This window comes from Mesorhizobium sp. M1D.F.Ca.ET.231.01.1.1, assembly GCF_003999155.2.
Lineage (GTDB): Bacteria > Pseudomonadota > Alphaproteobacteria > Rhizobiales > Rhizobiaceae > Mesorhizobium.
This window is the reverse complement of the sequence record NZ_RZOZ02000016.1, coordinates 64,914-90,159: the sequence shown is the minus strand read 5'-3', so window position 1 is coordinate 90,159 and position 25,246 is coordinate 64,914. Positions and strand designations below refer to the sequence as shown.

The window sequence follows — 25,246 nt, the reverse complement described above, 5'->3', positions numbered from 1 at the left end:
CGAACCTGCGCGGCGCGCCGACCGGGCATACCGTGCCGGTGCGCGAGGTCAGGCTTTCGGCCGGCGCCGGCTTCGTCGTCATCATCTGCGGCGAGATCATGACCATGCCCGGCCTGCCCAAGGCGCCGTCCTCGGAAAAGATCTTCCTCAACGAGCAGGGTCAGATCGAAGGCCTGTTCTGAGATCCAGTGCTTTTGCCCCGCAGGTGTCCCTGCCTGCGGATGAAAGGCGCTTTGTTTGAAGCAAGGATTGGCAGCCGCGCTGCCGATCCTATCGGTTCACCAACCCTAAGAGCAGTTCGGCGTTTCCGTGAAACGACGAGCTGCTCTCACTATTTGTGTTGAGGCAATTCCGGACGGAAAGCCGCTGCGTGCTTGTCCCGGAAACTACTCTAACTCCCACCGAATTTGCTGATTGCATTCGTGGAAATGAAAACCAGCCGGTCGAGCAGCGCAAAAAAGACGTCTATGCTGAACCCGACGACAAAGGCGAAGGTGAAGAGGCCGAAGCCCACGGACTTGAACTCGTTGTTGCTGCCGAACGTCGGACCCCAAAACCAGGCCAGGATCATCCCGGCCAGCGCGGCCAGCGCCATGCGATGTGCTATGCGATAAACTGGCGGATTTGGTTGGGTCGTATCCAGAATGAGCCTCATATAGTAGATCATTGAACCTAAGGCTGCATAAAGACACGGCAGAATCCATACAGCATAGGGATCGATGGAATCCTTTATCCTAAGAGACCAGGAATCTACGGACGGAACAGTCATCGAGACATAGTTCAAGGAATACTTGCAGGCCTGATCCACGATCTTCCTCATGTCCATCCCGAGGACTTGAGATTCGGAGGCTTGCAGCGCAAGTTCAGCCTGAGAGGTTGCTTGCGTCGTAGCGCCATCCACGAGCTTTCCGTCCTTGCTTTCCAGTTTCGCTGCCGGTTGAGCCTGACAAAAGAAGTTCATGGTGTCGTTTCCAGCGGATGCCCGCTTGGCGGTCTCCGCATTGCCGGCATCGACGGGTTTCGTCGGAGCTGAATGCAGCCCCGCGGTGACATCCGCGGTTTTGAACACCTCGACAAAATTCCGGCCGCTCGCCATCGCTGTACTGACGAAGGTTTCGAGCTTCATCACTCCTGGAAATGGCGAGGCTGACAAATTCTCGAAGTCGCCCACTCTTGTTTCCAGGGATTTCAGCTTGAAATTCAGATCACGAAGCTCGTGCAGGGTCAGGTAGGAAGACTCACGCGCCAGCTCGTCGATCGGCCTTTTCACTGGCGCCTTGGGGTCTTCCGGCTTTCCGCCCAATTCAACGGGAAGGGTCGCGAGTTGCATCTGGTCCGGGGAGAACAGGTCATCCTGGGCTACAAGCAGTTGCCGCTCCAGCTGACCAAACCGGCGATCCGGTTGCTGAGCCGCCAAAGTCTGCACCTCTGAAAGCAAGGCGACACCCTTGTTGTACACCAGAGACAGAGACCCGACCAGAAACATGAGAAGCATCGAAAGAAAGATGCAGGTATAGACCATACCTCGAGAGACAGGGTTGTCGCTGGCACTCTTCAACGACTGCCGAGCCGATTCCACTTGGGCTCTCAGCTCAATAACGTCGGCATGATCATCTTTTCTTTGATCTGCCGGCAGCGCCGCTACTTTCGCTTGAGCGGCGATAAGTTGCTCGTTTCGTGACTTCCCTTTGCTCGCCTCCACGACAAGCCGGTCCGCTTCCAAGAGCAGATCCTCGACGCTTCCAATCTGTGTCGTTTGCGCCAAGCGGACCTCCTTAGCCCAGCCACCCGGGTACAAAGCCATAGGGACTTGGGCATCCACAGGGCGATCCAGGCGGGCCTGGCGGCTGCGCCCAGCACCAGAAATTCGGAGTAAAACAGATTGTCCCTGGAGCGTGCGGGGGAACTTGAGCAAAAGCAGGCCGCGGCAGGACTGTCGCAACACAGACTAACGCCGCGGCCACCGCATTTCGTGCAACCCGCGCTTTCAATTGCTAGCCCCCACAGCTTACCAATCGACTTGAATTAAAGCTCAAATCTTACTGTGCGGCAAGACGACGGCGACGTCTGTGAAATGCATCACTCTCCGCATGGTTCCTATTTGCTTTAACGCGACGGCAAAAATCGTAGCCTTCGGAGACGTTACTCAGGCGGCGAGCCACCCGTAAAAGAAATGCTTGGCGCAATAAATCGCGATGGCGCTTGAGGAATATCCATCAAAAGCACCTCCATCGAACAGGGAGCGCCGCATCGCTGCGGCGCTTCTGCATCTCGTACCGGTCCGCTCAAGCGGCGTTGCGCGCCAGCGCCCGCTGGTTCGACGCGTAGATGGTGTCGCGTTCCGGCAGGGAGCCGGTCTTCAGGCAGTCGATCCAATCGGCGGTCCTGAGCACCGCGGCGAAGCGCGACTGCAGCACCACGCTCACCACGCGATGGATGTCCTCGGCGGACGCATAGCCGGCGCTGTTGGCGTAGGGCACTGAGCCGCTGGCATCCGAAAGAAATTCGACGGCAAAGCCCATATGCACCGCATGGATGATGGTCGACAGGTCGCAATTATGCGTCATGTAGCCGACGACCGCGATCGTATCGATGCCGTTGGCGCGCAGCCAATCCTCGAGGTTCGTGCCGGTGAAGGCGGAAGGCAGCGTCTTCTCGACATAATGGTCGCGGGCACGTCGGGCGATCTCGGGATGCAACTCGGCGCCATGGCTGCCCTTGGCGAAGATCGGCGAGGTTTCGGGCGCCATCTGCTTGATGACCACGACCTTGATGCCGGCGGCGGCCGCGGCGTCCATGGCGCGCGCCACGTTGGCGACGCTGTCGGCGAAGGGCGGATGCTGGATGGCGAGGTTGCCGCCGTTGTAGTCGTTCTGGACATCGACGACGACGAGGGCGCGGCGCGGCTGGATGGCTGGTGCTGACATGGCGTTTCCTTTCGACCGGGTTGACGGACGCAAAGCTAGGCCGGACGCTCACACACAGAAAGTGGCCCGATTGACATTGTTCGAAAAAATCGGGACACTTCCCGCTTCCAAACTCGATGCTGCCTCATGCGCAATCCTGTTATCGCCGCCGTCGCCTTCGACGGCATCAGCCCCTTCCATCTTTCCGTGCCGTGCCTGGTGTTCGGCGCGGACCGCACGAAGCTCGGGTTGCCGCGGTTCGACTTCCGCGTCTGCGCCATCGAAGAAGGACCGATCCACACCGATGCCGGGCTGAGCATCGCTGTCCCGCACGGGCTGCAGGCGCTTGACGACGCCGATATCGTCATCGTCCCGAGCTGGAAGGATCTTGAAGCTCCGCTTGCCGCCCCAATGAAGGAGGCGCTCAACCGCGCCCACCGGCGCGGCGCGCTGATCGTGGGCCTGTGCCTCGGCACCTTCGCCATTGCCGCCGCCGGGCTGCTGGCGGGACGCAAGGCGACCACGCATTGGGCCTATACCGATCAGCTCCAGGCGCTTCACCCCGACATCGCCGTCGACGCCGACGTGCTCTATGTCGACGACGGTGACATCGTCACCTCGGCCGGCGTCGCCGCCGGGCTGGACTGCTGCCTGCACATCGTGCGCGCCCGTTACGGTGCGGAGGCGGCCCTTCGGCTCGCCCGCCACGTCGTGCTCTCGCCGCACCGGCAGGGCGGACAGGCCCAGTTCATCGAACGTCCGCTCGCGCCGACGCCGACCGCCGACCGCTTCGCCAAGGCCCTGGACGAGGTGCAGGCGACGCTCGGCGACGCCCACAGCCTGGACAGCGTCGCCGAAGCGGCGGGCCTTACCCGACGCACCTTCACGCGCCGCTTCCAGAAGACGATCGGCACCAGCTTCGGCGACTGGCTGGCCGACCGGCGCGTGGCGCTGGCGCAGCGGCTGCTGGAACAGACGGACAAGTCGATGGATATGGTGGCCTTCGAGGCCGGCTTCGGCAGCGCCACGTCGCTGCGCCAGCATTTCGCCGCGCGGCTCAGAACCTCACCAATGCAATACCGGCGCGAATTCTCCAGGCAAACGCCATCGGGCCGGGAGGCATTTCTCTAAACCAAAGCTTTACCGCTTCCCAATCGTCCGCGCCGGGTTGCCGACGACGGTTACATTGGCCGCCACGTCGCGCGTCACCACCGCTCCCGCGCCGACGATGGCGCCGTCGCCTATGCTGATGCCGGCGAGGATCACCGCGCTGCCGCCGATCCAGGCATTGTCGCCGATCGTCACCGGTTTGGCGATCTCCAGTCCGGCAAGCCGGCCGGCGGCCTCGCGGTGATGCTCGGCGCAATAGATCTGCACATTGGGTCCAAGCAGCGTCCCTTTGCCGATGCGCACCGGCGCGGTGTCGAGGATGGTGCAGCCGGCATTGAGGAAGGCGCCTTCGCCGAGGAGCAGGTTGAAACCATAGGCACAATGGAACGACGCCTCGATGCGCGCGCCGTCGCCCACGCCGCCGAGCAGCGCCCGCAAGGCCGGGCCGATGTTGCCGCGCTGCCGGGGCGGCAGGCCGTTGTGCTCGAACACGGCATCGCGGGCGGCAACGCGCAGCTCTTCCAACTCCGGGTCGACGCAGGTGTACCACTCGCCCGCCGCCATCTTCATGCGTTCGCTTGTCGTCATGGCCGCTCCTCCGATGCCGCCTGCTGCCAAAGCACGATCCATCCTGTGGCGAAAGCCCATGGCCAAACGCCGGGTCTATGCTAGCCTGCCATCTCGGGACCGCGCGAGGCCCGATTTTGAGGGGTCAATCATGCTTTACCTGCTTGCATTGCTGATCGGTGTCGTTGCCGGCCTGCGCGCCATGACCGCGCCGGCCGCCGTCGCCTGGGGTTCGTATCTCGGCTGGCTCCCGGTTGCCGGTACCTGGGCGAGCTTCATGGGCCACTGGGCTGCCGTCGGCATCTTCACCATCCTGGCGATCGTCGAGCTCGTCACCGACCAGCTGCCGTCGACGCCGAGCCGCAAGGTGCCGCAGCAGTTCGGCGCCCGCATCGTCACGGGCGCCTTCACCGGCGCGGTGATCGGCGCGACCGGCGGCGCCACCATCGGCGGCCTCATTGCCGGCGCGATCGGCGCGGTGATCGGCACGCTCGGCGGCGCCGAAGCGCGGGGCCGGCTGGCCGCCGCCTTCGGCAAGGATCCACCCGCCGCCTTCATCGAGGACGCGGTCGCCATCGTCGGCGGCCTGCTCATCGTGGCAGGGGTCGCATGAGCGCGAAGAGCTTCGACGCCATCGTCATCGGCGCCGGCCAGGCCGGCCCGCCGCTCGTCGGTCGGCTCGAGGCCGTCGGCATGAGCGTCGCGCTGATCGAGCGCAAGTTTATCGGCGGCACCTGCGTCAACACCGGCTGCATGCCAACCAAGACGATGGTGGCGAGCGCCTATGCCGCGCATCTTGCCCGCCGCGCCGCCGATTACGGCGTGGCGCTCTCCGGTCCCGTCGGCGTCGACTATCAGAGGATCAAGGCGCGCAAGGACAAGGTAACGAATGATGCCCGCGGCAATCTGGAAAACTGGATCGCCGGGATGAAGAGCTGCACCCTCTACCGGGGTCATGCGCGATTCCAATCCGCCAACACGGTGCGCGTCGGCGACGAGCTTCTGACCGCGCCGAAGATCTTCCTCAACACCGGCGGCCGCGCCTCCGTGCCGGACCTGCCCGGCGTCAACGATGTCCCCTACCTCACCAACTCCTCGATGATGGACCTCGACGTGCTGCCCGGCCATCTCGTCGTCGTCGGCGGCAGCTACATCTCGCTCGAATTCGCGCAGATGTTTCGCCGTTTCGGCTCCGAGGTCACCGTGATCGAGAAGGCGCCGCGGCTGACCGGCCGCGAGGACGAGGACACCTCGGCCGCCATCCAGTCGATCCTCGAAAACGAAGGCATCACCGTCCATGTCGGCGCCGACGACATCGGCTTCGCCAGGAAGGGAAACGAGATCGCCGTGACCTTCTCCGCCGGCAAGCCGCCGGCCGTCGGCACGCATGTGCTGCTGGCGCTTGGCCGAGTGCCCAACACCGACGATCTCGGCCTCGACAAGGCCGGCGTCGAGGTCGACCAGCGCGGCTTCATCGTCGTCGACGACCAGCTGCGCACCAGCGTGCCCGGCATCTGGGCGATGGGCGACTGCAACGGCAAGGGCGCCTTCACACACACCTCCTACAACGACTACGAGATCGTCGCCGCCAATCTGCTCGACAACGATCCGCGCAAGGTAAGCGACCGCATCGAGGCCTACGCGCTCTACATCGATCCGCCGCTGGGCCGCTGCGGCATGACCGAAGCGGCCGTGAAGAGATCCGGCCGCCGGGCGCTGGTCGGCCAGCGCCCGATGACCCGCGTCGGCCGCGCCGTCGAGAAGGGCGAGACGCAAGGCTTCATGAAGATCCTGGCCGACGCCGACACCGGCGAGATCCTCGGCTGCGCGGTGCTCGGACCGGGTGGCGACGAGGCCATCCACTCAGTGCTCGACCTCATGTACGCCAAGGCGCCGATCTCGACGCTGGCGCGCGCCATGCACATTCACCCCAACGTCTCGGAACTTCTGCCGACCATCGCCCAGGAACTAAAGCCGCTGGTCTGAGGCAATCGCGGCGCTTGACTGCCGCGCCCTGCCGCAGGCGCAGCCGATCCTGCGCCGACAGCCCAATCCGCCCACTCGACAGCCGAACCGCAAACATGCATGTCTGCCTCTCCACCGGGGGCACCCATGCAGAAAGACATCGAACGCATTGCCGGCGACGCCGAAGGCACGACTTACGAGTTCCCGGTCTTTCGCTTCGAAGGCACGGACAAGGCGGCGCCGAGTGCCTATCTGCAAGCCGCCCTTCACGCCGGCGAATTGCCGGGCGTCGTGGCCATCGATGCGCTGATGCCGATGCTTGCCGAGGCGGAAGCGGAGGGCCGCATCAGGGGCGCCATCACCGTCGTGCCATGGGCCAATCCGGTCGGCCGCGCCCAGTATCATTTCGGCGAGCATCAGGGCCGCTTCAACCTCGGCACCCGCACCAATTTCAACCGTTCCTTCCCGCTGCTTGCCGCGCCGGATGCCAAGCTCTTGCCGGATGTCAGCCTCGGCGGCGCCGACCGCCGGCTGAAGAACCGGCTCGTGCAGCTTTCACTCGGCAACGACATCGTGCTCGACCTCCACTGCGACGACGAAGGTCTCGCCTATCTCTACATCCACACCAGCCTGTGGCCGCATATGGCCGACTGCGCGGCCGCCATGGGCGTCGATGCCGTCGTGCTGTGGAGCGAGGACAACAGCGGCACCTTCGAGGGCGCCTCGATCATGCCTTACCAGAATGTCCCTTCGAGTGTTGCGCGCTTCGACCGCCGCGTCGCCACCACGGTCGAATACCGCGGCATGCTGGACGTCGACGGCGCTTTGGCCGCGTCCGATGCCGCCGGCCTATATTGCCTGCTGGTGACGCGCGGCGTCATCCAGGATGCTTTCGTTTCGAAGGCGAGCAACTTCACTGGTGCCGTTGTGCCGCTGGAAAACATCGACATGATGCCTTCGCCCAGGGCCGGCGCGATCCTTTACGACGTCAAGCCCGGCGATCGCGTTGAGAAGGGTGACAGGTTGGCCACGATCGTCCATGCGCCCGGCGAGCTGGGCGGTCGCACCGAGGTCTTTGCGCCGCAGTCGGGCTTCATCCTGACCCGCCGTTCGCGCCGCATCATCCGCGCCGGCGAGGACCTGCTGAAGCTCGCAGGCGACAAGAGGAGCGACGACGCGCGCTCGGGCACGCTGGAGGACTAACGCATGTCGCCCAAGAGTGCGCAGCGGTTTTGGGAGAACGACTTGCACCAGACAAAGGCTTGCAGGCTTTCACCATCCGCATGAAATCCAGTTGCACGGACCTCCATTCGCCGCTATGGGAGTCGCCATGAACATGCGTTCGAACAAGACCGTTTGGTGGTGGGCTCGCTGACAGCGGCCGGTTCGAACGCGCGTGCGTAAAGAGAGGGTGGCCGCAACGGAATGTCCGGGCGGCCATTTGTTTTTCCAAGCCATTCCCGGGTCCGTTGCCCAAAACGCTGATGGAGACGGCAATGACGACTAAAGTTCTGGACAACGGGGCCGAGCGCTTCGTCACCGCGGGCGGGGTGACGATCACCCGCGAACGCCACGACCAACCCTATGAAGGCGCCATCGACGCCTATGTCGATGGCCTGAATTCGCGCCGCGGCGCGGTGTTTTCCTCCAACTACGAGTATCCAGGCCGTTACACGCGCTGGGACACGGCCATCATCGATCCGCCGCTGGTGATCTCGGCGCGCGGCCGCGCCATCCGCATCGAGGCGTTGAACGCCCGCGGCGAGGTGCTCTTGCCGGTGATCGGCAAGGCGCTTGGCGAGCTCAGCGAGGTGACGATCGCCGAAGCCTCGAAAAAGCTGATCCGCCTCGATGTCGCCAAGCCCGGTCGCGTCTTCACCGAGGAGGAGCGCAGCCGCGTTCCGTCCGTCTTCACGGTGCTGCGCGCCATCACCGCGCTGTTCAAGACCGCCGAGGACGCCAATCTCGGCCTGTACGGCGCCTTCGGCTACGATCTCGCCTTCCAGTTCGATCCGGTCGACTACAAGCTCGAGCGCAGAGAAAGCCAGCGCGATCTCGTGCTGTTCCTGCCCGACGAGATCCTGGTCGTCGACCATTATTCGACCAAGGCCTGGACCGATCGCTACGACTATTCCGGCGAAGGCTTTTCGACCGAAGGTCTGCCGCGCGACGCCCATGTCGAGCCGTTCAGAACCGCCGACCGCATCCCACCGCGCGGCGACCATGAGCCGGGCGAATATGCCAACCTGGTGCGGCGCGCCATGGAGAGCTTCAAGCGCGGCGACCTGTTCGAGGTCGTCCCCGGCCAGATGTTCTACGAGCGCTGTGAGACCCAGCCCTCCGACATTTCCCGCAAGCTGAAATCGATCAATCCCTCCCCCTATTCCTTTTTCATCAATCTCGGCGAAAACGAATATCTGATCGGCGCCTCGCCGGAGATGTTCGTGCGCGTCAACGGCCGGCGCGTCGAGACGTGCCCGATCTCGGGCACCATCAAGCGCGGCGACGACGCCATCTCGGACTCCGAGCAGATCCTCAAGCTGCTCAACTCCAAGAAGGACGAGTCCGAGCTCACCATGTGCTCGGACGTCGACCGCAACGACAAATCGCGGGTCTGCGAGCCGGGCTCGGTGCGCGTCATCGGCCGCCGCCAGATCGAGATGTATTCGCGCCTGATCCACACCGTCGACCACATCGAGGGACGACTGCGCGAAGGCATGGACGCCTTCGACGCCTTCCTGTCGCACGCCTGGGCGGTCACCGTCACCGGCGCGCCGAAGCTCTGGGCCATGCGCTTCATCGAGCAGAACGAGAAGAGCCCGCGCGCCTGGTATGGCGGCGCCATCGGCATGGTCAACTTCAACGGCGACATGAACACCGGGCTGACGCTGCGCACCATCCGCATCAAGGACGGCATCGCCGAGGTGCGCGCCGGTGCCACGTTGCTCTTCGACAGCGTTCCCGAGGAAGAAGAAGCCGAAACCGAATTGAAGGCATCCGCCATGCTCTCCGCCATCCGCGACGCCAAGGCCGGCAACGCCGCCGGCACCGAACGCGCCACCGCGCGCGTCGGCGACGGCGTCAACATCCTGCTCGTCGACCACGAGGATTCCTTCGTCCACACTCTGGCCAACTACTTCCGCCAGACCGGCGCCAATGTCTCCACCGTGCGCACACCGGTGCCGGAGGAGGTTTTTGAGCGGCTGAAGCCCGACCTCGTCGTGCTGTCGCCCGGCCCCGGCACCCCGAAGGATTTCGACTGCGCGGCCACCATCAAAAGGGCGCGCGCCCGCGACCTGCCCATCTTCGGCGTCTGCCTTGGCCTGCAGGCGCTGGCCGAGGCCTATGGCGGCGAGCTCCGGCAACTGCATATCCCGATGCACGGCAAGCCCTCGCGCATCCGCGTCTCGAAGCCCGGCATCATCTTCTCCGGTCTGCCCAAGGAAGTGACGGTCGGCCGCTACCATTCGATCTTCGCCGATCCGGTGCGCCTGCCCGATGGATTCGTCGTAACAGCCGAGACCGAGGACGGCATCATCATGGCCTTTGAGCATCGCAAGGAGCCGATCGCCGCCGTGCAGTTCCATCCGGAATCGATCATGACGCTCGGCCACAATGCCGGCATGCGCATCATCGAGAACATCGTCGCGCATCTGCCGCGCAAGGCCAAGGAAAAGGCCGCCTAGGGCGGTGCAGGGATGAGCGCGGCGACCACGATGACGACGGCGGAAACGAAGGCGGCGGCCAGGCAAAAGGTCGCCACCCTTGCCTTCTGGTCGATCGTCGTCGCCTGTGTCGTGCTCGTCCTCAAGCTTGCCGCCTGGTACATCACCGGCTCCGTCGCGCTTTATTCCGATGCGGCGGAATCGATCGTCAACGTCATTGCATCGGCCGCCGCCTTCTGGGCGATCCAGATCAGCTACAAGCCCGCCGACCAGGACCATCCCTTCGGCCATCACAAGGCCGAGTATTTCTCGGCCGTGCTCGAAGGCGTGCTGATCGTCGTCGCGGCCCTGCTGATCATCAGCGAGGTCTGGCGATCCTGGCAGCACCCGGCGCCGTTGGAGCAGCCCTGGAAAGGCCTTGCCGTCAACGGCGTGGCGACGATTATCAATGCGATCTGGGCCTGGGCACTGATCCGCGCCGGGCAGAACGCCAAGTCGCCCGCGTTGACTGCCGACGGCCAGCACATCATGACCGACGTGGTGACGTCCGTCGGCGTGTTCGGCGGCCTTGTCGGCGCGGTGCTTACAGGCTGGCAGATCCTCGACCCCGCGCTTGCCGTCATCGTCGCGCTCAACATTCTCTGGCAGGGCTGGCACGTCATCGGTTCGTCGATGAGCGGGCTGATGGACCGCGCCGTCGACACCCAGGAGCACATGCAGATCCGCGACATCATCTCGGCCAATTCGAGGGGCGCGCTGGAGGTGCATGACCTGAAGACGCGCATCGCCGGGCGCGCCACCTTCATCGAGTTCCACCTGGTGGTCGACGCCGACATGACGGTCGGCGCCAGCCATGTCATCTGCGACCGCATCGAGGATGCGCTGAAAGCCGAGATTCCCTCGGTGCGCGTCACCATCCATGTCGAGCCGGACGACGAGGCGAAGCTGCCGAAAGGCACCACGGCGGTGCCTTTCGCCTGAAATTCACCAGGTCTCGATCGCCAGACCCTTGATCCGCTCGAACTCCCGAACGTTTCGCGTCATCAACATCAGGCCGCGGGCACGTGCCTGGCCTCCAATCAGCACATCAAAGGGACCAATTGGAGTTCCCGATGTCGCCAGCATCGCCCGAATCTCACCAGCGTGCCTTGCATCTTCCCGATCGAATTCGAGCACCGGGAAGAAGAGCGCATCCAGGCGTGCAAGATTCTCGGTCGTTCGCTGGCCCCTGTAGGCTCCATAATAGAACTCATGCGCGACGACGGCTGAAAGCGCAAAATCTTGCGGCTTATTTCGCTTTAGCACTGTCAACAAATCCTCATCGCCCTTCATGACGGCGATGACTGCATTGGTGTCGAGCAGATAGATCACTTGAAGACGTCACCGAGAGCGGGCCGTTTCTGCTCCTCCGGCCTTTCCTGCGCCGCGTCGACAAAATCGTCGTCAAGTGTCCCGATCACCTGATCGAGCCAAGCCCAATCCTGCGGAAGAGGTTCAAGAACTACAGTCTGACCATGACGGCGGATCGAAACCTCGTCGGTTTCAAAGCGAAACTCCTTCGGCAGGCGTACTGCCTGCGAACGACCTGACCAGAATATTTTTGCTTTGTTCATAGCGATCAAAACCAATGATATCTAGCAAAAATATATAGCGTCGCACCAATGCGAACAAGGGTGTCCGTCTATCTTTACGGCGCGCAGGCCGACTGCAGCATCGGGTTTAGCCGGTACACCTTGTCGTCGGACTTCGTCTTGCCGCCCGCCGCCTTCGAGCAGAGATCGACGATGGCAAGCGCGCTGTTGGGGTTGGCCAGCAACATCGTGCCGCTGGCGCCACGTTTCAGGAAAATCTCCTTCTGCGAGATGTCGCAGGCAAAATCGCTCATCTTGGAACTTCCCGAGCAGCGCCACTGGTCGGCCTCGCCCTGGCAGGAATAGGTCTGGGTGACCTTCGCACCCTTCTGCCTCGTCGTCACCGAGACGGCAATGTCGGCGCCGTCGGGCCAGTTGGCGGCATCGCCGCCGGCGGCGAACGAGGCGAGCTCGATCGGGCCGCGGAAGACGCGGATCGACTTCGTCATCTGGTCGGGATGCGATTTCAGATGCGCGTCGTCATAGTCGCGCCCGTAACAGAAGGGCTGGTCGGGCTTCAGCCGCTGGCGCAGCGGAGCCCCCAGCGCCGGATCAATCGGGTCGATGCGCGCGAACTCCGCCTTGCAGGTGTCGGCCGGCATCGGGTCGAGGCGGAAATTGTCATCCTCGCTGCCCAGCGCCTGCTCGTTGTACTTCGCCTTGCCGAGATCCTCCTCCGCGCCGGCGTCGAGATAGACGTCAGGCTGTACGTTGGAGAGGATCAGCCGGCCTTTGTCATCGACCTTGAGCGAAGCGAGCGTGCGGTCGCATTCCATGCCGCAGCGGATGCCGCTCGCCTTGTCGCCCGGGTCCTCCTTGTTGCACCAGCCGGCTGCCCATTCCGGCTTCCTGGCATCGCGCACCGTGGTGGTGAGAAAGCTGTTATAGGCGGCATCGCCGAGCGCGCTCGGCTCCTCATTCGGCCGGCTGACCGGATCGTGGCCGTAATAGAAGAAGATGCGCGCCACCTTCTGGTGCGCATGCGCCTTGAGATGGGCGGCATCGTAAACGCGGCCGAAGCAGACGTCGGTGCCGTTGGGGCTGAGTTCGAGAAGCTTGGGCGCACCGTCGGCAAGCGCCGCGCCGACAAAAAGCAACGCGGCACCGAGCGCCGCGCCCCCAGCCATCCTTGAGGCCATGCCACCCTCCTCGCACCGACAGGACTTCGATATGCTAGCCTAGAGCAATTCCAGGGAAAAGTGTGAGCGGTTTTCCGTCCGGAATTGCGTAAAAACAATGAGATAGGGCGTTTCGCCGTTTCCGTGAAACAGTGAAACGCACTAAGCACGAAGCTCGGGCGATGCAAAATCGTGCAGGCAGGCAGAGGAGGATAGGATGCTGCGCCGTGACATTTTCCGCGCCGGTCTTGCCGGAGCCGCCGGTCTTTTCGGTTTGCGTCAGGCAAGTGCCGCGACCGGCGAGGAGAAGCTGAAGGTCGCCTATCATCTCAGCGACGCCGACAAGGTCAACTTCGTTCTCGGCAACATCAAGAACCACTATGAGGGCACCGGCGGCAATGTCGAGATCGTGCTTGTCGTGCACGGTTCGGCCCTTGCGTCCTTCAAGGCCGGGAGCGCTTCCGGCGCGACGTCCAGTCGCTTTGCCGGCCTCGTCCAGCAGGGGCTCGTTCCGCAGGCCTGCGGCAACACGCTGCGCGGCATGGACATCGCCGTGACCGACCTGCTCGCCGGCTTCCAGGTCGCCGACAAGGGCGGCGTGGTCAAGCTCGCGGAGCTGCAGCGGCAGGGCTACGTCTATCTCCGACCCTGATTTCGGGCTCTGATTTCGGCTGGACTTGAACACCTGGCCGGCATGCGTCTACCAATGGCCGGCGCAATCCCGGAGATATCGACGTGCCAGCTGATCCGACCACGCTTGTCATCCCGGACCTTGCCGGCAAGGCGGTGCTTGTCACCGGTGCCTCGACCGGGATCGGCGCCGCGCTTGCCCAGGCCTATGCCCGGCAGAACTGCCGTGTCGCCCTGCACTACAATTCGAGCCGGGAAGCCGCCGAAAAGCTCGCCGAGGCCATCCGCGACGACGGCGGCGAAGTGTTCCTGACCCAGGGCGATTTTTCGGTTCCCGCCGACGTCGAGCGCGTGGTCCAAGAGAGTGCGCACCATTTCGGCCGGCTCGACGGGCTGGTCAACAATGCCGGCGGCATGCTCGGCCGCGTCGCCTATGCCGACCAGACCGAGGCGCATTACGACGCGGTGATGGATCTTAACGCGCGATCGGTGCTGACCGCCTCGCGCAAGGCGATCCCTTGGCTGAAGCGCCAGGGCGGCTTCATCATCAACACCACCTCGATCGCCGCCCGCAACGGCGCCGGCGGCGGCGCCGGCCTCTACGGCTCGTCCAAGGCCTTCGTCTCCAATGTGACGCGCGGCATGGCCAAGGAGCTGATCGGCTTCGGCATCCGCGTCAATGCCGTGGCGCCCGGCACCATCCTGACCCCGTTCCACGAGCGCTATTCGAACGCCGAGCAGATGAAAGCCATGGTTGCGACCATACCCCAAGGCCGCGCCGGGACGGCCGAGGATTGCGTCGGCGCCTATCTGTTCCTGTCCTCCGGCCTGTTGAGCGGCTACATCGTCGGCCAGGTGATCGAGGTCAATGGCGGCCAGTTGATGCCGTGAGCCGAGACCGGCATACTCATGCGGCATACAACCTGGAGGAAGGCATGTTCGGACTGATCGGCAAGATGCGGGCGGCACGCGGCCAGCGCGACGCAGTCATGGATGTGCTGCGTGAGACGACCGGTGCCCTGCCCGGCTGCCTGAGCTACATCATCGCCACCGACCCCGCCGATGCCGACGCGATCTGGGTCACAGAAGTGTGGACCGACCAGGCAAGCCACAAGGCCTCGCTGCAACTGCCCGAAGTCCAGGCAGCGATCGCCAAGGCGCGCCCCTTCATTCACGGCTTCGAATTCCAGGTCGAGACCCATCCGATCGGAGGCTTCGGTCTTCCGGCCGAGAAGAGTGGCTGAAGCCACCACGATCAGCTAGTTATGTGCAGGAGGCGGGCTCGTATTTGGCCCGTGCCCGGGCACGCCCATCTTGGCGAAGATATTTGCTCGCAACGGTGAGGGAGCTGTGGCTTGTTGCTTTGACGCAACACGGCCGCAGATCGCATCGATCGACCGCGATTTTTGAGTGCCGCAGTCGTCATTTGACGACTGGCCATCGCCCGACCTGCCCGGTCAGGATAGCCGTACGAACATTGGATCGGGCGGGGGGCGCTCTTGGCTTCGACTTTGGACGTTCTTAGGGGTTATGCGGGTCGTCGCGACGGCGCGCCGTTCGCAACGGGGATTTCGCGCCGCCGCCATGCCGCGATCCTTCCGGCCTGGATGTTTCTGATAGTTGGTTTATCGGCGCTCCTTGTTGGAAGCTCGGTTGCCGTCGCTGACCCGGCCGCGGTTTGTCAGAATTATACAACCGGACATATGTATACAGGGCTTGCGGACGACTGCGACGTCCCCAATGAGGTTCCCATAGGATCCATGAATTTTGATTCCGGGACCAGCATGAACATGGGTCCCGTGCACCTCAATACCGGCGTCAATGGTCTCTCGACCTTCGATGCCAACGTAAATTTCGATGGGCTGATCCAGGTCCACCAGGCGACGATCAACCAGGGCACGTTCAGCGGCAGCCTGTCGGTCACGAGCGGCGCGACCGTCAACATGGGAGGCAACCGGATCGAGAATGTCGGCACGCCGACCGCCGGAACCGATGCCGCCACAAAGGACTATGTCGACGGTCTGGCAGGTATCGGCGCGGCGAAGGACACCGAGCAGGACGGCAGGCTCGACGGCGTCGAGGCCAAGAACGTCGAGCAGGATGGCCGCCTCGATGGCCACGACACGATGCTGGCAGCGCATCAGGCGACACTCGACACCCACACACTCCAGATCACCGACCTCGACAGCCGGGTGACGACGAACACGCAGGACATCGCCAGCCTCGACAACCGGGTGACCGGCCTTGAAGCCAGCGTCGGCGAAGGTTTCTCCAGGCTGGACGGGCGCATCGACCGGGCTTTCGAGGGCGCGGCGATGGCGATGGCGATGGCGGCGCCGGCGATGCCGTCGGACAAGAACTATGCCGTCTCCATCAACTGGGGCGATTTCGAGGGAAAGAACGCCTTCGCCGGCACCGCCCAGGCGCGCATCAGCGAAAGCTTAATGGTCCATGGCGGCATCGGCGTCGGCTCGTCGGGGGCGGTGGGCGGCCGCGCGGGCCTGACCTACGCCTGGTAACTTGCGACGGCCCTGACGGCGCAATGCAATCGCCTGCCCCGACGGACCGAAAGCCGATAGCGATCCGATGAAGCCTAACCTGCCCCGCCTCCTGCTCGCCATAGCACTGCCTCTCGCGTTGGCGCAGCCGCTTCCAGCGGCGGCTCAGCAGGAGAAGAAGACGCAACGCGCGGCGAAACCCGCAGGGCCGGACAAGCCCAAGCCCGCCAACATCGACAGGAACGGCGTGCTGATCCTGGTGCGATCCGCGCTGCTGGCGGTCGACCAGGCCAACAAGACCGGCAACTACACCGTGCTGCGCGACCTCGGCGCACCGGGCCTTCAGGCCAACACCGCCGCGCAGCTGGCCGAGATATTCGCCAGCCAGCGCAAGCGAGGCCTCGACCTCGCCGGCGTCGCCGTGCTGGAGCCGCAGCTGACATTGCTGCCGCAGATTGAGACCAACGGCATGCTGCACATGGCGGGCTTCTTTCCATCCGTGCCTTTGCGGCTGAACTTTGAGCTGCTTTTCGCTCCCGCCGACCACCAGTGGAAGCTCTTTGGCATCTCGGTCGATCTCGGCAACAACAGCCCTCAGGCGCCGGACGGTCCCCAGGCCCCGGCCCCGACGGCAGCGGCCGAAACGCCGGTGGCGCCGGCCGCCGCCATCGCCACAAAACCGAAAGGCGGCACCAACTAAGAGCGGCTCATCGTTTCACGGGGATTGCTTTATCTCCGTTCTGACGCAAATCCGGCCCGAAAACCGTTTCACACTTTTCCCGGAATTGCTCTAAGAGCCGGGTATGGACTCCTCGCCGGAACATCAGCACCCGGACCAGCCGCCCATTGAACGCATGGCGCGATTGCGCCCGCCGCAGCAGTGGCTGGTGCTGATGGTGCTCTCGCTGCTCCTTGCCGGCGCGCTGGAACTGGCCGCCCTGCCGGCGGCGCTGCTGATCGGCCCGATGATGGCCGCGATCCTTGCCGGCACCAACGGCGCCAAGGTGCGCGTGCCTCACCCGCTGTTCGGCTCCGCTCAGGCTGTGGTTGGCTGCCTGGTGGCGAATTCGATCTCGGTCGACATCTTTCCGGTCTTCTACGCCGAATGGGCGCTCTTCCTCACAGTGGTGATCGCCACTGTCGCCGCCTCCAGCCTGCTCGGCTGGCTGATCAGCCGCTGGCGCATCCTGCCCGGCACCACCGCCGTCTGGGGCTCCTCGCCGGGCGCGGCCACCGCCATGGTGCTGATGGCCGGCGCCTTCGGCGCGGATCAGCGTCTCGTCGCCTTCATGCAGTATCTGCGCGTCATCTTCGTCTCGATGACGGCGGCGCTGGTCGCCAAGATGTGGGTCGACACGTCGGGCGTCGAAGTGCCGCCTGTCGTCTGGTTTCCGCAGATCGATCCGATGGCCTTTGGCGCCACCATCGCCATCACGATCGTCGGCGGCCTGCTCGGCAAGCTGCTCAGGCTGCCCTCGCCCTTCTTTCTCGGCACCTTCATCTTCGGCACGCTAGTTCATCTCGGCTTCGGCGTGCCGATGCAGTTGCCGCCCTGGCTGCTGGCGGCGAGCTACGCCATCGTCGGCTGGTCGATCGGGCTGAACTTCACCCGGCCGATCCTGCGCCACGCGGCACGCGCGCTGCCGCAGATCATCGCCTCGATCGTGGCGCTGATCGCCTTCTGCGGCGCCATGGCGTTCGTCATCAGCCGCGTGCTCGGCATCGACCCGCTGACCGCCTATCTGGCGACCAGCCCCGGCGGCATGGACAGCGTCGCTATCATTGCCGCCGCCGCGCAGAACGTCGACATCTCCTTCGTCATGGCGCTGCAGTCGGCCCGCTTCCTGGTCGTGCTGCTCATTGGGCCAAGCGTCGCCAAGCTGGTGGCGCGAAACGTCAAGGACTGATCCGCGGTATCGATAAAGTGGGGAGGAAAATACCGATGAACCGCCGTTTGAACGCCGTCGATCTCTCTGGCCGTTCCGCCGTGGTGACCGGCGGCGCGCAAGGCATCGGCCTTGCCGTCGCCCGCCGCCTGCTCGCCTCGGGCGCAAGCGTCGCCATCTGGGACATCGACCAGGCCGCGATGACAAGCGCCGTCGCCGGGCTTTCGGCGCTTGGCCGCGTGAAAACCTTCCTTTGCGACCAGTCGCAGATCGAGGCCGTCGACCGCGCCGCCAGCGAGACCGAACGGGCGCTTGGGCCCGTCGATCTTCTCGTCAACAATGCCGGCATTGCCGGGCCGGCAGCGACCGTGGTGGACTATGACCCCGCCTCCTGGCGGCAGATCGTCGACATCGACCTCAACGGCGTCTTCTACTGCTGCCGACGCCTGGTGCCCGGCATGATCGCGCGCAACTACGGCCGCATCGTCAACGTCGCCTCCGTGGCCGGCAAGGAGGGCAATCCGAACGCCGCCGCCTATTCGGCCGCCAAGGCCGGGGTGCTCGCATTGACCAAGTCGCTCGGCAAGGAGCTCGCCGGTTACGACATCGCCGTCAACGCGCTGACCCCCTCGCCCGCCCGCACCCGGATCCTCGAGCAGCTCACCGAGGCCCAGGTGACCTACATGCTCGGCAAGGTGCCGCGCGGCCGTTTCGTCGAAGTGGAGGAGGCGGCGGCGATGGTCGCCTTCATGCTCTCGGACGAGAATTCCTTCACCACCGGCGCCACCTTCGATCTTTCCGGCGGGCGCGCCACCTACTAGAGCAATTCCAGGAAGTGCGTAGCGGTTTTCCGCCCGGAATCGCGTCAAATCAAGTAGAGCGTTCAGCGTTTCACGGAAACGCCGAACGGCTCTATCTTATTGTTTTTACGGTATGTTCAGATTCAGGTCAGGCCGAGCCGAAAACGGTGGCTTTCGAGTACCGGAGCGGAGCGGACATTCAGGTCCGTGAGCACCGGAAGCGCAGAAGGCCGTCGTTTGCAGGCCGGCATCACCTGAATATCAGCACAGCTCAATCGATCCTGTGCATCAGATCGTCGTCCAGCCAGCGGCCGAAGAAGTAGACCAGCTGCTTATGCCACCACGGCCAGTCATGGCTGACGTCGCCGCCCCAATAGTCGACCCAGGCCGGAATGGATTTGTCGCGCAGCACCTGTTCCAGTTCGCGGGTTTCGACAAGCATGCGCTCTTCCCAGGCGCCTTGCCCGCAGCAGAAGATCAGCCTCAGCGCCCTCAGCCGCCCGAGCAGCTTCTGGTCGACGATGCCCGGCAGATAGTCGAGCGGCGAATTGTAGAAGATGCTGCCCTCGAGCGTCCGGCCGAAGAAATCGCGGCTCGAATAGACGCCCGACAGCGAGATCACGCCGCTTGCCAGCTCCGGAAAGCGGAACACGAAATTCGACGAGTGGTAGCCGCCCATCGAGCAGCCGCAGAACAGCGGCTTCAAGCTGCGTCCGCCATTGGCCTTGGCCGCTACCGACTGCAGCTCCGGCAGCGCCTCCTCGCGCACATAGCGGAAATAGGCCTCGTGGCGTGCGATGCGATGAGTGGGGTCGCCATGCTTGTCGAAGAAGGATTCCGAATCGATGCCGTCGAGCGTGAACAGCTGGATCCGGCCTGTGTCGATGAATTCGGCGAGCGCTGAGACGCCGCCCGAATCCTCGAACTGGTAGAAGCGCCCCTGCGAGGTCGGGAACACCACCACCGGGCGCCCGGCATGACCGTAGCGCTTGTATTCCATGTCGCGGCCGAGATTGCGGGCATGGCCCTTGTGGTAGGAAACGTCCATCGCCTCACGCCTTTTCCGCGTGGATATAGTCGACCGCATGGCGCAGCGCCTTCGGGTCCTTGGAGCGCATCTGGTAGGCGTAGTTCCCCATGGCGCGGCTGAAAACCTCTTCGATGGCCTGGTGGTGGACGATCTTGTCGCCGTGCGCGGCTAGCACGTCCTCATGGCTGTGCAAATAGTCGAGGTGCCGTTTGCGGCTGGCATAGGCGGTGAAATACTTGCCTTTGTAGGGGCCGCCGGCGGCGTCCTTCACCACCATGTTTGCCCATTCGGCATAGACGTCGATGTCGAAGGTGTAGTTGATCGCGTCCGTCATCCAGGCGCCGGGCGGACGCATGTTGACCTCGAGCGCGATGATGCGCTTGTCGTTCGTCTCGAACAATTCGATGTGGAAGAAGCGTTCGCGCACGTCGAACGCCTTCAGGATCTTGCGGCCCGCTTCCTCGACCGCCGGCGTGATCTCGGGGAAGCAGGTGTAGCTCATGTGGCGGTCGCGGTTCACCACTTCCATGACGCTCTGGTCGTAGCGGTGGCTCGCCGCCAGCACCACCTCGCCGTCGCGGTTGACCAGCCCGTCGAAGGTCACCACCAGCCCCTCGATGAACTGCTCCATGACGAAGCTGACGCCCTCGGGCTTGTCCTTGAAGAACTGGTCGAGCTCCTTCGCGTTGGAGATCTTGAAGGTATTCGAGGCGCCGGAGCCGGAGTCCGGCTTCACCACCACCGGATAACCGACGCGGCGGATGAAGGTCATGGCCCCGGCGCGGTCCGAGCATTTGCGCTGCGGAATGGTCTCGACACCGCTCTTGCGGAAGAAGGCGCGCATGCGGCTCTTGCGCTTCAGATTCTTCACGAAATCGAGCTTGGTGCCGAAGATATTGAAGTCGGTGCGGATGTTGGCTTCCAGCTCCAGCCAGTGCTCGTTCAGGGATTCGAAGCGGTCGATGCGGCCCCATTTGTGGATGAAGTGCCCCATGGCCCGGAACACGGCATCGTAATCTTCCATGTCGGCGACGCGGTAATATTCCGAAAGCGCCGCCTTGAGCTTGCCGCTCAGCGCCTCATAGGGCGCGTCGCCGATACCGAGCACGGTGGCGCCGGCCTTTTTCAGCCGGTCGCAGAAATCGGCGCCGTTGGCCGGAAAATGCGGCGAGAAGAACACGAAATTCATGCACGGCCTCCCCTGGGATCAGATCCTCCGCAAGCGAGTGTGGCGCATTTGCCTGGTGCGGGGAAGAGCCCGCACCAAATGCATGTCGCGCGAAAGTGTGCGGCGGATTTGGAAACGACATGCACAAAAACCAAGGACTTGGAGCGCGTCGCTCGAATCCGTTTCGACGCGACGCGCTTCAAGTGCGTCGGCCCTGCACTTGCCTCCTGATGGCCGCTCCTGTAAGAGAGCCGGCATGACCACGCGCACCCGCTCCGTCGCTTCTCCTCGCCCCGGCTTTGCCGGCGAGACCGTGCGCGCGCTTGCTTCGACCCTGCTTCTTCTCGGCCTTATCGGCGATCGCCGGGTTCGCTGAAGGAGCGCCCGGCGGTCGATAGCCGCCGCCCCAGGCGCATGCTCCTCGGCTAGATTGGCAAGTCACATCAAGCGAACGAAACTTTGGTAAAGGCGCCGCTCGGCACCAATCCGCCTGAGGGCGGTCACACGAGCCGCCGGGAGAAACGACGATGAACAGAAGAGAAGCAATCCGCGCCGGCGAGGCCGAACCGGGCGCGCAAGCGAGCGGGCAGATGCCGGACGCCGCCCGCAAATATCAGCCCTACCCGACCGTCAGCCTCGCCGATCGCACCTGGCCATCCAAGGTCATCGACAAGGCGCCGATCTGGTGCTCGGTCGACCTGCGCGACGGCAACCAGGCGCTGATCGACCCGATGGGCCACGAGCGCAAGGCGCGCATGTTCGCGCTGCTCATCGACATGGGCTTCAAGGAGATCGAGATCGGTTTCCCGTCGGCCTCGCAGACCGACTTCGATTTCGCCCGCTGGTGCGTCGAGGAGGGCGGCGTCCCGAGCGACGTGTCGCTGCAGGTGCTGGTGCAGTGCCGGCCCGAGCTGATCACGCGGACCTTCGAAGCGCTCAAGGGCGCGCATCGCCCGATCGTGCATTTCTACAACTCGACCAGTGAGCTGCAGCGACGCGTCGTCTTCGAGAAAGACGTCGCCGGCATCAAGCGCATCGCCACCGACGCCGCCAAGATGATCACCGACATGGCCGCCAGGGCCGGCGGCGGCTTCCGTTTCGAATATTCGCCGGAGAGCTTCACCGGCACCGAGCTCGAGGTCGCGCTGGAGATCTGCAACGCCGTCACCGAGATCGTGAAGCCGACGGCCGACAACAGGCTGATCATCAACCTGCCCTCGACGGTCGAGATGTCGACGCCCAACGTCTATGCCGACCGCATCGAATGGATGTGCCGCAATCTCGACAATCGCGACAAGCTGATCATCTCGCTGCATCCCCACAACGACCGCGGCACCGGCATCGCCACGACCGAGCTCGGCCTGATGGCCGGCGCCGACCGCGTCGAGGGCACGCTGTTCGGCAATGGCGAGCGCACCGGCAATGTCGACATCGTCACGCTGGCGCTCAACATGTACACGCAAGGCGTCGACCCCGGGCTGGATTGCTCCGACATCGACCGGATGAAGGACGTCTACGAGTATTCGAACCAGCTGAGGATCCCGGAGCGGCATCCCTACGTCGGCGAGCTGGTCTACACCGCTTTCTCCGGCTCGCATCAGGATGCCATCAACAAGGGCATGAAGGCGCTGCGCAAGGCCAACACGCCGCTCTGGGAAGTGCCTTATCTGCCGATCGACCCGGCCGATGTCGGCCGCACCTATGAGGCGATCATCCGCATCAACTCGCAGTCCGGCAAGGGCGGCATCGCCTATGTGCTGCAGGCCGACTACGGCCTCAACCTGCCGCGCAACCTCCAGATCGAGTTCAGCCAGGACATCCAGGCGATCACCGATGCCGAAGGCAAGGAAGTGCCGGGCAAGCGCATCCATGACCGCTTCCTCGAAACCTATGTCGAACAACCCGGCGCGCGGCTGAAATTCCTCGATCACCAAACCTATCCCGACACCCAGGTGAAAGGGCGGCGCGTCGTGGAAGCGGTCATCCTCGACAACGGCAAGGAAACGACCATCACCGGTTCCGGTACCGGGCCGATCGACGGCTTCGTCGATGCGCTGTCGCGCCATGTCGGCGTCGAGATGTCGGTGCTCGACTATTCCGAGCACTCCCTGCAGCGCGGCTCGAATGCATCGGCCATCTCCTATGTCGAGATGGAACATCCGGGCGGCAAGCTGTTCGGCGCAGGCATAAACACCAATATCGTCGCCGCCTCGCTGGAGGCCGTGGTCTCGGCCGCCAACCGCATCATCGGCCGCAGGGCCGGCTGACCCTCGACCTTTGCACGGCGCGTCCACCAGACGCGCCGTGCTTTAAAAACGCGCACGATTTCCTGCCATTCATTAACCGGCAGGGAAATTTGCGGTGGCTTACGCGATCGCATAACAGATGCATTCTTGTGCGCCGGCGCGAGCGCTATATGATCACTCCCTAACCTGTGCCGACTTCGAAAGGTTCGACACTTGGAGCCTGCCACGCCTGCCGCCCCCGCAGTGCGCGAGACATTGGAGCGACTGCTTGCCAGCGAAACGTTCGGACGGTCCGAGCGCGCGCGCAGGTTGTTACGCTATCTCGTGGAGCGTGAGCAGGCCGGCGAAGGCGACAGGCTGAAGGGCCTTTCCATTGCCATGGACGTCTTCGGCAAGGACGGCGATTTCGACGCATCGACCGACGCCGTCGTCAGGGTCCAGGCCGGGCGGCTGCGTGAGCTTCTGGAACATTATTTCGCTAACGAGGGCATCGCCGAGCCGGTGCGCATCGCCATCCCGCGCGGCGGCTATGTGCCTTCCTACGAGCTGAACGCCATCCGGCTGCCGGCCGAGGCCGAGCGCGCCGATGGCGGCAAGGCCGCTTCGCCATCGGCCGAGCATTTCGAGACCCCCTCGCCTGCCCGCGCCGCGCGGGCCGACGCCGCGCCGCTGATGACGGCTCCGGCACCGCCCGCATCCGCCTCGTCGCTGGCGCGTCAATTCCGCTTCTTCTGGGCCGCCATGGTGGTGGTCATCGCCATGCTGAGCGTCCTTGTCATCCGCCAGGGCAACGCCTTTCTTCACAGTGACGACGCGACTGCGCCGGTCGAAGTCGAAACGGCGACCGGCAGCGTCGCCCCCGACATATTCGACACCCTGCCTTTGATCTACATGGCCATCAAGGCCGACGGACCCGAGGCGGCCCGTGTTGCCACCTCGCTGCGTGCCGGGCTCGCCGGCTTCGACACCATCGACTTCATCGGACGCGACGCCGACGCCACGCGCGATCGTTCCGCCGATCCGGTCAGCTTCGTTTTCGATCTTATTCCCGGACCTGCTGCAGGCGACGTCATGATTGAGCTGCAGAGCGTCGCGACGGGACGGGTTCTCCTGTCACGCAACCTGACATCGGCCGAAAGCGCGCCCGGTGCGGTCGAAAGCAACATCGCCAATCTCCTGACTTCGACCATCCCCGCTTCCGGCGCGATCTACAACTACATCGACCAGAGCGACATCCGGACCGGCCAGATCGGATGTCTGGTGCTTAACGACCGTTACTATCTCGACCAGAGCGCCAAGACGCATGAGGCTGCGTATCGCTGCCTGGAGAAGCTGGTCGGCGATGGCACGAAATCGTCGCTCGTCTATTCGGAAATGGCTTCGCTGCATCTGGAAGCCGTCAACAATCACTACGCCTATCCGCCCGACGCCACGGTCGAGCAGGCCATGTCGTTTGCCCACCGCGCCATCCAGATGGGACCGATGAGCCCGCACGCGCATCGCGCCTATGGCTACCTCAACTCGCGTCTGGGCAACACGGACGAAGCGATCCGCTGGATGCGCAAGGCCTATGAGCTCAACACCTACGATCTAGGCATGGCGGCCGCCTATGGCTATGGCCTGATCTTCGCCGGCCGATACCAGGAAGGAACGCCGATCCTCGCGCACGCGGTCGAAGCGTTCAGCGGCCACCCGACCTGGTGGGATTATGGCCTGTTTGTCGGAGCCTTCATGCAAGGCGATACCAAGAAGGCCGCGATCGCCAGCGAGTCGCTGAGGACCACCGCGTCAAAATCGCATTACCTGGCCGCACGGCTGATCGGCGCCAAGATTTCAGGCCGCGACAAGCTCGCGAGCGAGTTGGCGAACGAACTGACGGCCGAATTCCCGAAATTCGCTGCCAATCCGCGCGCGGTCTTCGTCGACAGGAAGTATCCCGCCGATCTCACCGATCGGTTGGTGCAATCCTTGCGCTCAGCGGGAATCGGCAACCCGAGCTGAACCGTCGCGGGCTATGTGCCGGCGC

24 protein-coding genes are annotated in these 25,246 nt (G+C 63.9%); 16 read left to right on the top strand and 8 right to left on the bottom strand.

Annotated features, from left to right (window positions below; genetic code table 11):
- Positions 1-182: formate--tetrahydrofolate ligase (locus EN874_RS29745; RefSeq protein ID WP_135882240.1), on the top strand; the 182-nt coding region annotated here is incomplete at its 5' end.
- Positions 183-391: 209 nt separating this feature from the next.
- Here the strand turns inward: EN874_RS29745 and EN874_RS29740 are convergent.
- Positions 392-1,765 carry a hypothetical protein gene (locus tag EN874_RS29740; protein ID WP_127428519.1) on the bottom strand — a complete coding sequence of 458 codons (1,374 nt, stop codon included), beginning with the start codon at positions 1,763-1,765 and terminating at the stop codon, positions 392-394.
- Between the two features lie 520 nt (positions 1,766-2,285).
- Complete coding sequence (locus EN874_RS29735; RefSeq protein ID WP_127428518.1) at positions 2,286-2,927, bottom strand: cysteine hydrolase family protein; 642 nt, start codon at positions 2,925-2,927, stop codon at positions 2,286-2,288.
- A 126-nt stretch (positions 2,928-3,053) separates the two neighbouring features.
- On the opposite strand from EN874_RS29735, the gene EN874_RS29730 reads away from it, so the two are divergent.
- Complete coding sequence (locus EN874_RS29730) at positions 3,054-4,037, top strand: helix-turn-helix domain-containing protein (protein ID WP_127428517.1); 984 nt, start codon at positions 3,054-3,056, stop codon at positions 4,035-4,037.
- A gap of 9 nt (positions 4,038-4,046) precedes the next feature.
- Here the strand turns inward: EN874_RS29730 and EN874_RS29725 are convergent, their stop codons facing one another.
- Positions 4,047-4,604: a sugar O-acetyltransferase gene (locus EN874_RS29725; RefSeq protein WP_127428516.1), complete on the bottom strand. Its 558-nt coding sequence runs from the start codon at positions 4,602-4,604 to the stop codon at positions 4,047-4,049.
- A 130-nt stretch (positions 4,605-4,734) separates the two neighbouring features.
- Between EN874_RS29725 and EN874_RS29720 the strand changes: the two genes are divergently transcribed.
- The 5 genes from EN874_RS29720 (at position 4,735) to EN874_RS29700 (ending at position 11,194) form a co-directional block, all read left to right on the top strand.
- Positions 4,735-5,196 (top strand): DUF4126 domain-containing protein, encoded by a 462-nt coding sequence (locus EN874_RS29720; RefSeq protein WP_127428515.1) that lies wholly within the window; start codon positions 4,735-4,737, stop codon positions 5,194-5,196.
- Positions 5,193-6,569 (top strand): FAD-containing oxidoreductase, encoded by a 1,377-nt coding sequence (locus EN874_RS29715; protein WP_127428514.1) that lies wholly within the window; start codon positions 5,193-5,195, stop codon positions 6,567-6,569. Before EN874_RS29720 ends, EN874_RS29715 begins: the two co-directional genes overlap by 4 nt.
- A gap of 126 nt (positions 6,570-6,695) precedes the next feature.
- A complete protein-coding gene (locus EN874_RS29710; RefSeq protein WP_127428513.1) occupies positions 6,696-7,751 on the top strand; it encodes a succinylglutamate desuccinylase/aspartoacylase family protein in 1,056 nt (351 codons plus the stop codon).
- A gap of 293 nt (positions 7,752-8,044) precedes the next feature.
- Positions 8,045-10,234, top strand: coding sequence for an anthranilate synthase (locus tag EN874_RS29705; RefSeq protein WP_127428512.1), 2,190 nt, complete (start codon positions 8,045-8,047; stop codon positions 10,232-10,234).
- Between the two features lie 12 nt (positions 10,235-10,246).
- Positions 10,247-11,194 (top strand): cation diffusion facilitator family transporter, encoded by a 948-nt coding sequence (locus EN874_RS29700; protein WP_126087973.1) that lies wholly within the window; start codon positions 10,247-10,249, stop codon positions 11,192-11,194.
- Positions 11,195-11,197: 3 nt separating this feature from the next.
- On the opposite strand, the gene EN874_RS29695 is transcribed toward EN874_RS29700, so the two are convergent.
- The 3 genes from EN874_RS29695 to EN874_RS29685 form a co-directional block, all read right to left on the bottom strand.
- A complete protein-coding gene (locus EN874_RS29695) occupies positions 11,198-11,584 on the bottom strand; it encodes a type II toxin-antitoxin system VapC family toxin (RefSeq protein ID WP_127428511.1) in 387 nt (128 codons plus the stop codon).
- The gene (gene vapB, locus EN874_RS29690) at positions 11,581-11,826 is read right to left on the bottom strand and encodes a type II toxin-antitoxin system VapB family antitoxin (RefSeq protein WP_127428510.1); all 246 of its coding nucleotides are present in this window, start codon (positions 11,824-11,826) and stop codon (positions 11,581-11,583) included. Before vapB ends, EN874_RS29695 begins: the two co-directional genes overlap by 4 nt.
- A gap of 74 nt (positions 11,827-11,900) precedes the next feature.
- Positions 11,901-12,983: a hypothetical protein gene (locus EN874_RS29685; RefSeq protein WP_127428509.1), complete on the bottom strand. Its 1,083-nt coding sequence runs from the start codon at positions 12,981-12,983 to the stop codon at positions 11,901-11,903.
- 196 nt (positions 12,984-13,179) lie between these two features.
- Between EN874_RS29685 and EN874_RS29680 the strand changes: the two genes are divergently transcribed.
- The 7 genes from EN874_RS29680 (at position 13,180) to EN874_RS29650 (ending at position 18,797) form a co-directional block, all read left to right on the top strand.
- Positions 13,180-13,614, top strand: a complete 435-nt coding sequence (locus EN874_RS29680) for a DsrE family protein (protein WP_127428508.1) — start codon at positions 13,180-13,182, stop codon at positions 13,612-13,614.
- Between the two features lie 83 nt (positions 13,615-13,697).
- On the top strand, positions 13,698-14,483 hold the full coding sequence (locus tag EN874_RS29675) for an SDR family oxidoreductase (protein ID WP_127428507.1): 786 nt from the start codon (positions 13,698-13,700) through the stop codon (positions 14,481-14,483).
- Between the two features lie 44 nt (positions 14,484-14,527).
- A complete protein-coding gene (locus EN874_RS29670; RefSeq protein WP_127428506.1) occupies positions 14,528-14,836 on the top strand; it encodes a putative quinol monooxygenase in 309 nt (102 codons plus the stop codon).
- Between the two features lie 540 nt (positions 14,837-15,376).
- Positions 15,377-16,111, top strand: coding sequence for a YadA-like family protein (locus EN874_RS29665; protein ID WP_168247660.1), 735 nt, complete (start codon positions 15,377-15,379; stop codon positions 16,109-16,111).
- Positions 16,112-16,178: 67 nt separating this feature from the next.
- Positions 16,179-16,790: a hypothetical protein gene (locus EN874_RS29660; protein ID WP_127428504.1), complete on the top strand. Its 612-nt coding sequence runs from the start codon at positions 16,179-16,181 to the stop codon at positions 16,788-16,790.
- A 103-nt stretch (positions 16,791-16,893) separates the two neighbouring features.
- Complete coding sequence (locus EN874_RS29655; RefSeq protein ID WP_127428503.1) at positions 16,894-17,997, top strand: AbrB family transcriptional regulator; 1,104 nt, start codon at positions 16,894-16,896, stop codon at positions 17,995-17,997.
- A gap of 47 nt (positions 17,998-18,044) precedes the next feature.
- On the top strand, positions 18,045-18,797 hold the full coding sequence (locus EN874_RS29650) for an SDR family NAD(P)-dependent oxidoreductase (protein ID WP_127428528.1): 753 nt from the start codon (positions 18,045-18,047) through the stop codon (positions 18,795-18,797).
- Positions 18,798-19,047: 250 nt separating this feature from the next.
- On the opposite strand, the gene EN874_RS29645 is transcribed toward EN874_RS29650, so the two are convergent.
- Both EN874_RS29645 and EN874_RS29640 read right to left on the bottom strand, forming a co-directional pair.
- Positions 19,048-19,824 carry an alpha/beta hydrolase-fold protein gene (locus EN874_RS29645; protein ID WP_127428502.1) on the bottom strand — a complete coding sequence of 259 codons (777 nt, stop codon included), beginning with the start codon at positions 19,822-19,824 and terminating at the stop codon, positions 19,048-19,050.
- A gap of 4 nt (positions 19,825-19,828) precedes the next feature.
- Positions 19,829-20,995, bottom strand: a complete 1,167-nt coding sequence (locus EN874_RS29640; protein ID WP_127428501.1) for an ATP-grasp domain-containing protein — start codon at positions 20,993-20,995, stop codon at positions 19,829-19,831.
- A gap of 569 nt (positions 20,996-21,564) precedes the next feature.
- Here EN874_RS29640 and leuA point away from each other — a divergent pair.
- Both leuA and EN874_RS29625 read left to right on the top strand, forming a co-directional pair.
- Positions 21,565-23,241: a 2-isopropylmalate synthase gene (leuA, locus tag EN874_RS29630; RefSeq protein WP_127428527.1), complete on the top strand. Its 1,677-nt coding sequence runs from the start codon at positions 21,565-21,567 to the stop codon at positions 23,239-23,241.
- 192 nt (positions 23,242-23,433) lie between these two features.
- Positions 23,434-25,221, top strand: a complete 1,788-nt coding sequence (locus tag EN874_RS29625) for a hypothetical protein (RefSeq protein WP_127428500.1) — start codon at positions 23,434-23,436, stop codon at positions 25,219-25,221.
- The last annotated feature ends 25 nt before the right edge of the window (positions 25,222-25,246 follow it).

What these genes read in the sequence shown, in the direction of transcription:
- EN874_RS29640 (WP_127428501.1), bottom strand. Translation starts at nt 20,995, where the DNA reads ATGAATTTCGTGTTCTTCTCGCCGCATTTTCCGGCCAACGGCGCCGAT.
- EN874_RS29685 (WP_127428509.1), bottom strand. Translation starts at nt 12,983, where the DNA reads ATGGCCTCAAGGATGGCTGGGGGCGCGGCGCTCGGTGCCGCGTTGCTT.
- EN874_RS29700 (WP_126087973.1), top strand. Translation starts at nt 10,247, where the DNA reads ATGAGCGCGGCGACCACGATGACGACGGCGGAAACGAAGGCGGCGGCC.
- EN874_RS29670 (WP_127428506.1), top strand. Translation starts at nt 14,528, where the DNA reads ATGTTCGGACTGATCGGCAAGATGCGGGCGGCACGCGGCCAGCGCGAC.
- EN874_RS29715 (WP_127428514.1), top strand. Translation starts at nt 5,193, where the DNA reads ATGAGCGCGAAGAGCTTCGACGCCATCGTCATCGGCGCCGGCCAGGCC.
- EN874_RS29660 (WP_127428504.1), top strand. Translation starts at nt 16,179, where the DNA reads ATGAAGCCTAACCTGCCCCGCCTCCTGCTCGCCATAGCACTGCCTCTC.
- EN874_RS29710 (WP_127428513.1), top strand. Translation starts at nt 6,696, where the DNA reads ATGCAGAAAGACATCGAACGCATTGCCGGCGACGCCGAAGGCACGACT.
- EN874_RS29655 (WP_127428503.1), top strand. Translation starts at nt 16,894, where the DNA reads ATGGACTCCTCGCCGGAACATCAGCACCCGGACCAGCCGCCCATTGAA.
- EN874_RS29680 (WP_127428508.1), top strand. Translation starts at nt 13,180, where the DNA reads ATGCTGCGCCGTGACATTTTCCGCGCCGGTCTTGCCGGAGCCGCCGGT.
- EN874_RS29705 (WP_127428512.1), top strand. Translation starts at nt 8,045, where the DNA reads ATGACGACTAAAGTTCTGGACAACGGGGCCGAGCGCTTCGTCACCGCG.
- EN874_RS29665 (WP_168247660.1), top strand. Translation starts at nt 15,377, where the DNA reads ATGAACATGGGTCCCGTGCACCTCAATACCGGCGTCAATGGTCTCTCG.
- vapB (WP_127428510.1), bottom strand. Translation starts at nt 11,826, where the DNA reads ATGAACAAAGCAAAAATATTCTGGTCAGGTCGTTCGCAGGCAGTACGC.
- EN874_RS29730 (WP_127428517.1), top strand. Translation starts at nt 3,054, where the DNA reads ATGCGCAATCCTGTTATCGCCGCCGTCGCCTTCGACGGCATCAGCCCC.
- EN874_RS29735 (WP_127428518.1), bottom strand. Translation starts at nt 2,927, where the DNA reads ATGTCAGCACCAGCCATCCAGCCGCGCCGCGCCCTCGTCGTCGTCGAT.
- EN874_RS29720 (WP_127428515.1), top strand. Translation starts at nt 4,735, where the DNA reads ATGCTTTACCTGCTTGCATTGCTGATCGGTGTCGTTGCCGGCCTGCGC.
- leuA (WP_127428527.1), top strand. Translation starts at nt 21,565, where the DNA reads ATGCCGGACGCCGCCCGCAAATATCAGCCCTACCCGACCGTCAGCCTC.
- EN874_RS29725 (WP_127428516.1), bottom strand. Translation starts at nt 4,604, where the DNA reads ATGACGACAAGCGAACGCATGAAGATGGCGGCGGGCGAGTGGTACACC.
- EN874_RS29645 (WP_127428502.1), bottom strand. Translation starts at nt 19,824, where the DNA reads ATGGACGTTTCCTACCACAAGGGCCATGCCCGCAATCTCGGCCGCGAC.